The organism is Pseudobutyrivibrio ruminis HUN009, from assembly GCF_000703005.1.
Lineage (GTDB): Bacteria > Bacillota > Clostridia > Lachnospirales > Lachnospiraceae > Pseudobutyrivibrio > Pseudobutyrivibrio ruminis_A.
On sequence record NZ_JNLH01000001.1, the window covers coordinates 176,952 to 189,163 of the forward strand.

General features: G+C 35.2%; 15 protein-coding genes and 1 tRNA gene. 9 read left to right on the plus strand and 7 right to left on the minus strand.

Annotated elements, in window-relative coordinates:
• Positions 1-301: 301 nt before the first annotated feature.
• From BO15_RS0100780 to BO15_RS0100790, 3 genes are read left to right on the plus strand one after another with little or no spacing between them, the layout of a single operon-like run.
• The gene (locus BO15_RS0100780) at positions 302-724 is read left to right on the plus strand and encodes a DUF4430 domain-containing protein (protein WP_033151620.1); all 423 of its coding nucleotides are present in this window, start codon (positions 302-304) and stop codon (positions 722-724) included.
• Between the two features lies 1 nt (position 725).
• A complete protein-coding gene (locus BO15_RS0100785) occupies positions 726-1,241 on the plus strand; it encodes a hypothetical protein (protein ID WP_033151621.1) in 516 nt (171 codons plus the stop codon).
• A 29-nt stretch (positions 1,242-1,270) separates the two neighbouring features.
• Positions 1,271-2,227, plus strand: coding sequence for a YARHG domain-containing protein (locus BO15_RS0100790; RefSeq protein WP_033151622.1), 957 nt, complete (start codon positions 1,271-1,273; stop codon positions 2,225-2,227).
• A gap of 165 nt (positions 2,228-2,392) precedes the next feature.
• Here BO15_RS0100790 and BO15_RS0100795 read toward each other — a convergent pair whose 3' ends face one another.
• The 3 genes from BO15_RS0100795 to BO15_RS0100805 form a co-directional block, all read right to left on the minus strand.
• Positions 2,393-3,070 (minus strand): DUF3800 domain-containing protein, encoded by a 678-nt coding sequence (locus tag BO15_RS0100795; RefSeq protein WP_033151623.1) that lies wholly within the window; start codon positions 3,068-3,070, stop codon positions 2,393-2,395.
• Between the two features lie 146 nt (positions 3,071-3,216).
• On the minus strand, positions 3,217-4,338 hold the full coding sequence (locus tag BO15_RS0100800) for an alginate O-acetyltransferase AlgX-related protein (RefSeq protein ID WP_033151624.1): 1,122 nt from the start codon (positions 4,336-4,338) through the stop codon (positions 3,217-3,219).
• A 17-nt stretch (positions 4,339-4,355) separates the two neighbouring features.
• Positions 4,356-5,873 carry an MBOAT family O-acyltransferase gene (locus BO15_RS0100805; RefSeq protein ID WP_081828507.1) on the minus strand — a complete coding sequence of 506 codons (1,518 nt, stop codon included), beginning with the start codon at positions 5,871-5,873 and terminating at the stop codon, positions 4,356-4,358.
• Between the two features lie 81 nt (positions 5,874-5,954).
• Here BO15_RS0100805 and BO15_RS0100810 point away from each other — a divergent pair, with 81 nt between their 5' ends.
• A complete protein-coding gene (locus tag BO15_RS0100810) occupies positions 5,955-6,158 on the plus strand; it encodes a hypothetical protein (RefSeq protein WP_033151626.1) in 204 nt (67 codons plus the stop codon).
• Positions 6,159-6,226: 68 nt separating this feature from the next.
• Here the strand turns inward: BO15_RS0100810 and BO15_RS0100815 are convergent, their stop codons facing one another.
• The gene (locus BO15_RS0100815) at positions 6,227-6,754 is read right to left on the minus strand and encodes a sigma factor (RefSeq protein ID WP_167541194.1); all 528 of its coding nucleotides are present in this window, start codon (positions 6,752-6,754) and stop codon (positions 6,227-6,229) included.
• A gap of 43 nt (positions 6,755-6,797) precedes the next feature.
• Between BO15_RS0100815 and BO15_RS0100820 the strand changes: the two genes are divergently transcribed.
• Positions 6,798-7,043, plus strand: coding sequence for a hypothetical protein (locus BO15_RS0100820; protein ID WP_167541195.1), 246 nt, complete (start codon positions 6,798-6,800; stop codon positions 7,041-7,043).
• A gap of 297 nt (positions 7,044-7,340) precedes the next feature.
• Here BO15_RS0100820 and BO15_RS0100825 read toward each other — a convergent pair whose 3' ends face one another.
• From BO15_RS0100825 to BO15_RS0100835, 3 genes are all read right to left on the minus strand, one after another.
• Positions 7,341-7,766, minus strand: coding sequence for a hypothetical protein (locus BO15_RS0100825; RefSeq protein ID WP_033151629.1), 426 nt, complete (start codon positions 7,764-7,766; stop codon positions 7,341-7,343).
• 383 nt (positions 7,767-8,149) lie between these two features.
• Positions 8,150-8,222 (minus strand) — tRNA-Gly (locus BO15_RS0100830).
• 207 nt (positions 8,223-8,429) lie between these two features.
• Positions 8,430-8,978: a phenolic acid decarboxylase gene (locus tag BO15_RS0100835; protein WP_033151630.1), complete on the minus strand. Its 549-nt coding sequence runs from the start codon at positions 8,976-8,978 to the stop codon at positions 8,430-8,432.
• 157 nt (positions 8,979-9,135) lie between these two features.
• Here BO15_RS0100835 and BO15_RS0100840 point away from each other — a divergent pair, with 157 nt between their 5' ends.
• From BO15_RS0100840 to BO15_RS0100855, 4 genes are all read left to right on the plus strand, one after another.
• Positions 9,136-9,675 (plus strand): PadR family transcriptional regulator, encoded by a 540-nt coding sequence (locus tag BO15_RS0100840; RefSeq protein WP_033151631.1) that lies wholly within the window; start codon positions 9,136-9,138, stop codon positions 9,673-9,675.
• Between the two features lie 16 nt (positions 9,676-9,691).
• On the plus strand, positions 9,692-10,513 hold the full coding sequence (pgeF, locus tag BO15_RS0100845) for a peptidoglycan editing factor PgeF (RefSeq protein ID WP_033151632.1): 822 nt from the start codon (positions 9,692-9,694) through the stop codon (positions 10,511-10,513).
• A 91-nt stretch (positions 10,514-10,604) separates the two neighbouring features.
• Positions 10,605-11,168, plus strand: coding sequence for an RNA polymerase sigma factor (locus BO15_RS0100850; protein ID WP_033151633.1), 564 nt, complete (start codon positions 10,605-10,607; stop codon positions 11,166-11,168).
• Entirely contained in the window at positions 11,165-12,169 is a 1,005-nt protein-coding gene (locus BO15_RS0100855; RefSeq protein ID WP_033151635.1) for a DUF4179 domain-containing protein, read from the plus strand. Before BO15_RS0100850 ends, BO15_RS0100855 begins: the two co-directional genes overlap by 4 nt.
• Positions 12,170-12,212 lie beyond the last annotated feature (43 nt).

The window sequence follows — 12,212 nt, forward strand, 5'->3', positions numbered from 1 at the left end:
CTATCGCATTATTTTTGTTTTGCAGTTACCTGCATATTTGCTAATGCGTTCGCGTTAGGCAACACGGGAGGGCACCCGCCGAATTTTCGATAATCCCTCCTCCTCGTTAACCAGTCATCCTGGTGCATGGCGCTAAAACGAGGAATAAATACATGGATTTCTTGACCTCTATTCAATTATCAAAGTACAACGGAGTGAATTCTAGCATAGAGTGTAATATGTGTCAAATGACGGCATTGCTATTCATTCATAGCGCACAATCTGTTAAACTATATCCTACAATAAAACTAAGGAGATTCTTATGGAAAAGAAAAGTTTAAAGAAAATAATAATCGGAGCTGTTGCTCTTGTTGCTTTAATCGCAATATTTGTTCTTTGCTATAACAAATTCAGCGCAAAGCCTACTGAAGGTGCAAAGTCAATTGTAATTGAAGTTGTGGATAATAACGGAGAATCAACAACATACGATGTACACACTGACGCTGAGTATTTAAAGGATGCTATGGATGAGTTGGCAGAATCTGATGATAGTTTTTCTTTCAGCGGTCAGGATGGAGACTACGGACTTATGGTAGAAGTGATTAACGGAACTCAGGCTATCTACGCCGAAGACAATGCATACTGGGCATTATATGTTAACGGAGAATATGGTCAATATAGTGCTAACCAGCAGCCAGTAGTTGATGGTGACACATATACATGGACTTACGAATTAGCACAGTAATATGGACAGCAGATTTACAACCAAAGATATCGCTCTCATCGGAATGATGATTGCATTAATTGAAGTTTGCAAAGCAGTTCTTAGTTTTGCCCCAAATGTGGAACTTACAACGTTTTGGCTAATAATGTTCACACTCTTTTTCGGGCGCAAAATTGTTGCAGTAGTCCCTGCATTTATCCTAGTGGAAGGTGCCATTTATGGCATGAATACCTGGTGGATAATGTATATGTACATATGGCCACTGCTAGTATTATTAGCATGGTTTTTCAGGAAAGAAGAATCGCCCATATTCTGGGCAATCTTTTCCGGAATATTCGGACTATGTTTTGGGGCACTATGCTCACTAACATATTTTGGAATCGGGCTATTCTCAGGCGGATTAACAGCCGCTATAAACACAGCATTTCCATGGTGGATTGCTGGCATCCCTTGGGACTTAGTACATTGCATATCCAACTTTGTATTGATGCTGGTCTTATTTGTTCCAGTTAGAAGACTGTTTTTGCATTTTAGTTGATTATTTTACATCATCGGAGGACTTAATTAATGAAAAGAAAGCTTATTCTATTAATAATTGCTAGCACATTGTTGCTTTCAGCATGCAATCAATCTAGTGGAGAAACCAACACACAGGAACTACAAGAAAACACAGTCGATAATGCTACTAGTGCGCCAGCCAATGATGAGTCATCCAGTTCAGACTCTATTACTGAAGACTACTCTGATTATGTAGGCTTATGGTCTACTGATGGTTCTCGCATAACAGATAGTGGAGCTGAATTTAATATTGAAATAGAAGGCGATAAAATAACAAACGCATCTCTCTATACACAAACAAGCTCATATGATAGATTTGCCGAAATAGATAATATCACTGGAACCATTATAGATGGAACTTGTACGTATGAATTTACAGATGATGGTTGGGATAATAGTGGAACACTATTAATTCAATTAAAAGACAATACCATTACTATTGATGTGGATGATTTTGTCCTGTCAGAAGACAACGTGATAGGTTATGGAATTAATGGGCATTATGATCTTATTAAAGTGCAGGACGATGATTCTCAAACTACCACCAGCGATACTACTTTAAATAAATATAATGACGATTGGACCGAGGAACAGCTGCTAGCTGAGCTTGATAAACGAAGTCACTATAAAGATGAGACTTCGTACTATCCTGATTTCTTAAAATATAAGGAAGTAGTTCGTGAATGCACTGATATCTCTGTAGATTGCTACCCTCTATTTAATACAGATACCCAATACTATCAAGCATCGGATTTCGAAAATGTTGAACCTGTAATCATTCATTTAGCAAAAAATGAAATCTATGCTAGACATGGTTATATTTTTACAGATGAAGATTTAAACAATTTTTTCCTCACACAACTCTGGTACCTTCCAGAAGTACAAGCAGCAGACTTCGATGATAGCGTTTTTAATGAATACGAAAAATACAATCTGGAACTGCTTTCAAAGTTAGATACATACTAAATAATAAAAAAATGAGGTCACCCATTTGGATGACCTCATTTTTTATATTAAAAGAGCGCGAGACGGGACTCGAATTGCATTCCTTATCTAAAAATACTGATAGAAAGGGGATTCTAGCACCGCTATTTGCTAAAGAAACACCTGAGGGGTCACCTAAGATATGATTTAAAACTCTAAATCCTTCAAAGGTTTTAAAAAATCTTTTTTGAATTGTCTCGCATTATGGAATACCAACATTTCCGAATTCGATAAATGAATTCCTTTTGCAAGATTCTGCTTCATTTGTTCCAATGTGCATAATAAATCTGCAACTTGTGATAATCTATAGTCTTTTTGCATAGCCTCACGAGTGTCATAATCTGGTAAGACTGTAGCTAACACAATATTTAGAATTCGAGATAATTCATGTTGCCCATTGTCATAGTATAGGATAACTCTATCAAAACTATAGAAATATCCCATGTTATCCTTCATAAATTGAGACATATCTTTAGCAATTCTTGCCTGTAGTTTGTATACATCTGAAAACTCTTTTTTTGCATATAAAAAAGTCTTATATTTGATGTCACACCTCTTAGCAAAAAAGAATAACTTTGAAAAAATCGCTCTTCGCTCATTTGGAGTCATTTCACTGTAATCATCTTCTCGCCTAATTAGTGGTCTAGTATGAATTATAGGATTCTTATAGCCTAAATTGCTAAGCTCTCTATTCAGTTTTTCCAGTTCAGGATTGATATTATTAGACTGATTATGAAACACTGCTGTAACAATATAATAAGGCGAATGTTTCTGAAATCCTCCAAAATCACCTGATTCATCAATAAATATACTTAATTCATTCATAGCAAAAAAAAAGCGGGAAGTCTTCCCGCATAATTAGGTTGGACCCAGATCTTTCGAACAGCCCACATTGGTTTCCCAACTTTGATTACATGATAGCATTTTTAGGACAAATGTCAAGATGCCTTCATTATCAGTGATTATTTCATTTATTCTTCAGGAATAAGATGTAAATCCTTTAATCCATCCACACTTCTTTCAACAGTTTCATATACAAAAATATCTGGATTATCTTCTGCAATTAAATCAGGTGTATATGATGCTCTGTGACATAAATCAACATTATTGAATGAAGACCCTAGTTCCAATCTCATTGCAGATGTAAAAGAGTCACGATTTACCAATAATGTTCTTGGGTCTTTATCTTCGTTATAGTATCTCCAGTGACCAGTAAAGGATTCTTCCTCGATTATTGTATTCTTAGCTGGAAATCCATCAATTTGCCATCCTGTCTCTTCCATTAACAGCCAATCGTCTACAGCCATCATATTTCTTAAATCGCCTTGATTAATCGCTTTATTTGCAGATTTACTAATATCATCAGCAGATTCTATTTCTATTCCTAATTCATCTAATAATGCTTTTGCTCCAATATAACCGCCCAATTCATTCCAGTGTGTATCTAAATGAAAATACACTGGCTCGTCAGGATGTTCATCCATATAAGATACCAAATCTTCATATGGCCATACAACTCGTATATCTGTGTTCTCACGTAAATATTCTATAATTTGTTCTGTGCCACACGTTTCAGATTTCCTTATATTCTGGTAACTTTCTGGCATATACTCAGAATATACTCTTTCTTTATTTGGAGCAATATATAAAACAAACTCGCAGTTTCTTTCAGCTAAATAATCTCTTGTTCTTATTAGATTATCTGCAATCAATTGCAATTCTTCTTCAGAATATCTTTTTGTACCCATGTATTGTGATATCGAAACACCATCGCTTGCCTTTTCACTACTGTAAAACAACCAACCATCTTGTCCTAAAATTACTCTTTCAACTGGAGATTGATGAAAAACTTGATAGGCAATTCTTCCATTAAAATCTATTAAATCTGCTCTAAATCCAATTCTATCATTATAGTAATTATTAACTGCATCAGCATAACGAGTTCCGCTAAGAGAAACCGTAATAGGATTATCCGCCAATGCTCTATTATCCGTTTCTGAAACAGCATCTTTATCTCGATTAGTAAAAATAAACGGAATAACCATCACCAAACAAAACACACATATTGTAAGAATATTTATAATCTTTTTCATTATCAAACCCCTTTCTTCTAAAATTGGAAATAAATAAATGGATTATAGTTTGAGCTAACCATAAAGGAGATTGATATAACAAATAAAACTATTAATGTCAACTCTTGTAATAAATAAAACACATTGTTAGCTTTCAGTTTTTCATAAAGATTAAGAATACGCTTGTCACCTAATATTGTTGCCCCTATAAATCCAATTAAAATAAGAACTATAACCTTGTTATCAGCGTAATATCTTAACGGAAACAAAATATCCTCACTTGTGTATGAACTATGCAATCCAAATAATTGTCCTAAGGCAGCAAAGGCACTTATTCCGTTCCCACCATATCTAAAGAATTGCCATGCACTTGCTGATATAAAAAATGTTACTACCCATTTAAGAAAATTTGGTATACTTGCATACCATTGTTTATGGTTAATGGAACGTTCGATAACCACACATATCCCATGCAAGGTTCCCCAGATAATATAAGCCATTCCTGCGCCATGCCATATTCCGGTAATAACGAACACTATAAACAAATTTGCTAATGTACGACTTTGTCCTTTTCTATTTCCGCCAAGTGGAAAATAAATATAGTTTTTAAAGAAATTTCCTAATGAAATATGCCATCTTCTCCAAAATTCTGTTATGGATATTGAACGGTAAGGAAAGTCAAAATTCTTTGATATATTAAAACCAAATAATCTGGCCGTCCCTATTGCAGCGTCAGAGTATCCTGCAAAATCATAATATATTTGCAGTGCATATAGAATCCATCCAAACCAGGCGGTAGGTGTATCAATACATTGTCCTTTTAGCGTATCAGCATGTGCTCCAAATGTATCTGCCAAAATTACCTTTTTAGCAAAACCTATTACTATTAAATTAATTCCAGATACAAATGTATCCGCGTTTATATCACGTGCTTTAAGCTGTTCTTGAAACTCTCTCCATAATACAATGGGTCCTGAAATAATTTTCGGAAAAAAGAAAATATATAGCAGACAATCCGAAAATTTCCCTGCCGAAGCCTTTTCTAAATATATATCTGCATAATATGAAATCACAGAAAAACTTATAAAAGAAATACCAAGTGGAACCGTAATAGATGCATATTTATTAGGGTCAATATATGCATATTGTGAAATTAACGGTGCAATGGTTGCAAAATATTTGAAGTGAAATAGCAATCCAATTGTAGTTACTAGCCCTATTGTTAATGGAATCACTGCAATTTTAACAGTTTTCTCATTTCTAATTCCATTCTTGTACATAGGGACAACCACTTCCGAGCTCCTGGCATGCTCAATCCACAAACCAATTAGCCATACAATCACAGAGAAAATCAGCAAAATATTAGCCGTTATAGCCAGTGCCCATGAATAGAAAATAAAACTGAATATTATTAAGATAAAATTACCAATCTTATTAACTGATTCGCTTTTCCTCATTTTGAGATAAAAGACAAAATAAAAAGCCAACAATATTGGCAAAAAAATAAACAGAAATGTAGTTGTCGTAAAACCCATTTTTATTCTTACTCCCTTCATTTTATAACATATGATATAACATAAACTATAACATATTTATCACACCTTTCAAAACATAAACTTGTTTATGGAGGTGTTATTATGGATTCAACAAATAATGAAAGTCTTATACTTCATCCCAAAAGACCCAAAGGTGATGATGGCTATAAAATCTTTTCTATAAGAATAAAAGAAGAAACTGTTTCTAAAATTGAATCAGTTTCTTCAAAAACAGGACATACCCGTAATGAGTTAATTGGCATTTTCCTTGAATACGCTATAGAACACTGTGTAATAGAAGATTAAAAAAGAGCCTTTCAAAGAAGGCTCCTAGTATTTCATACTATTAATTTTCTATATAATTTTCCCATCATTCATACCATCCCTAAGCTCTGCCAAGGCATTCTTTTCAAATGCTTTAAGATAATTTCTGTCAAGATAAAAAAAGCTGCTGCTTCACTGATCGATTTGCATTCTGTCATACCAAACCCATATCTATAAGCCAGCAAACGTTGTAAACGTGGTGGCAAGACTTTTAATCTATTTTGCATTTTTTGAATCATTACTCTCAGCACTGCTCGTCTTGCAGTTGGGTCAAATTCAGCTTCACCAATAGTTTCTGATATATGTACCCCATCCTTATCCCTTGCATAGTAATCATCAAAAAATTCTTGAGTGTACCCAGCTTCAATCATTCTGTTTTCATATGGTGAAATTCCTTTACGACATAAGTCCGTCATTGCGTTACGAACAATCGTATATGCATAGGTAGAAAATTTTGCATCATTACTTTCATCATAGGTCTGAGTAGCCCCAAGCAATGCAATTCGTCCTTCTTGCATCATATCCTCTTTATAGATGCCACCCCAATGATTAATGTCCAAATCATAAGCAATTTCCATACTTCCAGCCAAACTTACAATAACAAACAATCATGCTTTCCGTATGTCACTTAATTCAAATGTGTTAATTCCTATGGAAATAACTGTAGCGGATAGAACTGCAATGCTTGGACATTCAATCGAGACCAACTTGAACTACAGCTTTGCGCAGAAGGATTATCTAGAAGATGTGAAAGCAAAACTTGATGCGATGGGTTCTACCACTCAGGGAACACCTAGTGGACACCTAAAAATTGTTCCATTTGCAAAAAAAGAAAGCCTAGAACACTTGAATTATCAAGCATTCTAGACTCTCTAAACGTCGAGCGCGAGACGGGATTAAGGAAGCATCACGATTTCTCATCGCAAGCTCGATAAATCGTGATAGGTCGTCCCGTCTCGATGTAAAGTGCTCTTTAATACAAAAAATGAGGTCACCCATTTGGATGACCTCATTTTTTATATTAAAAGAGCGCGAGACGGGACTCGAATATTGGGTGTGTTCGCAATCACTAGTAAAAAGGAGGTTTGCAGGACTGTCATTTTTACCTGTACCCCTTTTGTACCCTTTTCACTTTAGTTAAAACAAATCTTACATCTCACATCTCTATTCATTTTTTTCTATTCCCAATTTAAGAATATAATTTGGATTTTCAATAGTTTTTTCATATACTGCAGCTGTTGAAAAATGACTAGCTTTAGAAAATTTTCCAATTCTTGTTTGAACAGAATCCTCTCGTATTGGTGTATATCCAAACTCACGCATTACGTATTTAACCATCCAACCTACATTTCTACGGTTAGGAGCATTTTTGTCAGGTGCATTCCTATGAAGTGGGAAATCGCTATATGCGAAATTCTCTTCGAGTTTTTTTACAACACCAGACAATGCAGGTTGTTCAAGCTCAGACATTAATATCATTGCCTGAACAGATTCTGGTTCAGTAAGAAAATTCATTATTTTTTCAACTGTATGATTAGTCGTTTCAGGTATTTTTGATGAATTCAAAAAGCTTTTTACTATTTCGTTCATATAATCACCTCCTCTGTTACAATCAATATAACAAATTGTGCTATAGATGTCAACTATATGACAAAATGTCATATAGAACAGAGCATACTTATTGTTCACTAATTCATTCTTAAAACGGCAATGTATGTTTATTCAGTATAATAGTCTTTCATTGATACAACATTGCCATTTTTATCAAATTTTACAATCAAGTCATCTTCAATGTAATTACCTTGATAGGAGAATAATAAAAATCCATTATCCGCCTTAGACCAATGCCCATTATCAAAAAAGAGATACAACACCAAGTAAACATAGAATGTACCCTAGGTTGTACCCCTTTTATCGCAAAATAAAAAACTCACAAATGCGATAAAATCAACATTTGTGAGCCTTTTCCGTAGAGCGCGAGACGGGACTCGAACCCGCGACCCCCACCTTGGCAAGGTGGTGCTCCACCAACTGAGCCACTCGCGCATTATCAGGATTTTCCGAACTTGTGAAGGAAAATCGTGATGTTGAGAAAATGCGAAGCATTTTTGAAACAAATCTCAGCCAACTAGGCTGTTGTTTCCTCAACAACAAGATGTATTCTATAGGATAAAAACCTATAAGTCAATACATTTTCATAAAGTTGCAAAGCTTGTATTATCTCAGTCGGTTTTCAGAAAATTCTAATTTCTGCTATTCTGCTTTACGAGAAACATGGTGGTAGTTCTCATCATAGAATTTACCATTTCTAATATCATCGCACATGCCTTCATATGGTGTCTCATTAATTACATCGTCATTGTCGGCTCCAGCTTCTCCAATGTATGTGATAGTAGCGAATTCAGGTACAACATACTTTGGATATGTATCGTACTTCTCACGAGCTTCTATCATTCTATCAATGTGCTTGTTCTGGTAGCATACAGTAATTTCTGGATGCTCATGAACCCACTTAGGGAAGAAAATAACTCCATTAATCTTTCCTTCATTTGGCATAAAATCAAGAGCAACATCAGTACCAGTAGGCTCTGTCCAAGTTACTTTATAAATGCCATCAGCAATCTTAAAAAGATTAATCTCCTGATCAGTAACCCAACGTCCTTTAACCATTCCGCCATGAATTCTGTAGCAACATGTGTGGTCATTTTTACAATACCACTCATATTCCCATCCATTATCATAAGTATAGATGAAATGAGTGCCTATGAAATCTGATAGTTCTTTAAATACTTTCTTTGTCATTATAATTCCTCTTCTTTTTTTAATTTTGCAGCAAATACATGCAGTCGAAAATGAGGGAGAATCATTTAATTACATACATGTAATTATTAACATGTATTTGTTGCAGTGATTATGTTATACTCATGTTTATAATTTGTCAACAGTTAAGAGGTTAGATATGGCTCAGAAAAATTTATTACCATACATATTACTTGGTCTTATTGAAGATAAACCAAAGACAGGCTATGACCTTATGAAAGAATTTGAGACAGAAATCGGTGAATTCTGGTCAGTTAAACATAGTCAGATTTATCTGGAATTAAAACGATTAGTATCCAATGAAGATATCAAATCGGAGACTGGATATTTTGGGAACAAAATAGAAAAAACTTATTATTCGATTACAGAAAAAGGCCAAGAGAAACTCCACGAATGGCAATATTCATATGAAGATCATCTTTCTGTAAACAAAGACGAGTTTGTTCTAAAGCTTTACTTCATTAAGAACAAAAACGAACCTAGGCTTGCAGAGTTGCTAAACGAACAATTGCATCTTCATAAAGCTAAATTGGCGCATCTAAATGAACGGTACGAATTACTCTTCTCTGATAAAAAATCAAAGGAGTCCCAGTATGGCCATTATCTAATTTTGGAACATGCAATTTCTCGCGAAACAGAATACGTTAATTGGCTCACCAATGCTCTATCAGAAATATAATTAAGGCGGTTTAAATATGAACTTAGAAAATAAAAATGGTGTTTCTTTTCTTACATTCGACTCTTTCAAGAAAGCCGGTGTTAAGCATGGTTTTTCCACTCGCATCGGCGGTGTAAGCGAAGGTGTATTTGACTCATTGAATTTAGGATTTAATCGAGGCGATTCCGATGAAAACGTACGTGAAAACTATCATCGTATCGCAAATGCGTTAGATATGAATTTTGACCGTATGTGCCTGTCAAAGCAGACTCATACCACCAATGTGATTGTAGTAGATGAAAAGGATGCGGGAAATGGACTTACCAAACCACTCCCTTACGATGATGTAGACGGACTCATTACAAATGTAAAGGATATGCCACTTGTGACATTCTATGCTGACTGTGTTCCTTTGTTTTTCTACGATCCTGTAAAAGAAGTGGTTGCACTTTCTCACTCAGGATGGCGTGGAACAGTTGGTAAAATTGGCAAGGTCACCATCGAAAAAATGTGTGCCGAATTTGGCTGTAATAGAAGCGATATCCTATGCGGAATCGCACCAAGTATTTGCAAAGATTGCTATGAAGTTAGTGCAGATGTTGCCAATGAATTTATAAAAGCTTTTGGTGAGAAGCATAAGTCCGAATTACTCCGCCAATCTACTTTTAATCCAGATGATAAAGATAAATACATGCTAGATTTGTGGGTTGCTTGCCGCCTCGTTTTCCTTGAGGCAGGCATTCCTGAAGACCACATCGAAACCACAAATTACTGCACACGCTGCAATCCTAAGCTTTTTTATTCCCATCGAATCATGGGTGCAAATAGAGGTAGCCTGGCTGCTTTTATTTCTCTTTAGTCTTTCTTTTTTATTAAACTGTAATAATCTCATCTTTTTTACGGCTATATAAGTGTAAGGCGCTTACAAATGAATAAAAAGGGGGACGCACATGAAAGACGAGGAAATAATCGAGCTTTATTTCAAACGTAACGAACGAGCCATTGAAGAGACAGACGTCAAATATGGCAATTACCTTGAATCAATCGCAAACAATATTCTTAATGATGATTTAGATGTTGAAGAATGTTTAAATGATACCTATTTAAAAACTTGGGATAAAATCCCACCTACAAGGCCCAAAGTCTTCAAAGCTTTTTTAGCTAAAATTGCTAGAGAACTTGCTTTTGATAAATACAGAGCAAGTCGTAGCAAAAAGCGTGGAAATGGTACCATGCATGAGATTCTTGATGAACTAGAAGAATGTATTCCAGCTTCAAATGGCGTAGAGCAATCCATTTTAGGACAGGAACTTGAAAATATAATAGCAGATTATGTCAGATCCCTTCCTGAAAGGGAAGCGTTTATCTTCCTTAGTAGATACTTTTATGCCGATGATATTACTACCATATCAAAAAAATATGGTATATCAAAGAACAATGTATCAGTAATGCTTAGCAGATTGAGAGCAAAGCTCAGAACACGTTTGGTAAAGGAGGGATATTTGGCATCATGAAAAAAGAAAATTTATTTTTAGCATTTAACGGCGTAGATGACATTTTAATTACTCAGTGTGCAAGATATCAGTCCAGTAAAAAGATTGTAAAATTTAATAAACGGTTGTCAGTGGCAGCTTGCATATGCTTAATACTCATAACTACCATCACTGCTACGGCGGCAATACGTCATTTCTGGGGGCATGGACTCAGCAGCTATTTTAATGCTACCGACGAACAGCAACAAACTCTTACAGAACAAGGACAGGCAATAGTATTTTCTGAAGAAGACGATTATTCAAAATATGCCATCACTGACAATGGAATCACGCTTACTCCAGTAGCAATTGTTGCCGATGATAATAAGATTAATCTTACATTGCAATACTCAGGCGTTGAGATAAACGAAGGCTGTGAGCCAGACATCAACGTAGATGATATTTATATACAAGGCTACGAAGGGGACAGCTTTGGGTACGGCATGGGAATCAGAGATGATGAGTTTATCTTTAATATCGATGGAACAGATTCAATTGATTCTGAAATGTCCCTAACCGGCAAAACCATACACTTAGAATTAAGCGATTTTTCTATTGTGAATAGTGATTTCTCAGAAAATAGTTTGGGTGGTACCTGGGTATTTGATTTGCCTATTCCAGAAGTAAGTAATGCTCTTGTAATTAATTTAAACAACTTTATCCCTGAGTTTAATTGTGAGGCTACTTCATTTAAAATCAGTCCTATTTCTGCGGAGATTCGCTACACTATAACTGACGATGTAAAAGATAGCTGGTTTGCTACTCCAATGGATAAACCTCGCGTACCTTATATTACAAGTTTAACCTTAGATGACGGTACAGTAATTGATTGCAGGGAATACGATAATCTAAATAGCATTGATGGAGATAATAACACCGCTATTTTTTCTTTGGAATTCAATAACATAATAGAGCCTAGCACTGTAAAATCAATTGAATTAGAAGATATTAACGGAAATACTGCTAGTATTTCTCTTCATTAGCACCAAATACATTGATTTCCAGAGTGGTTGTGATACAATTCAA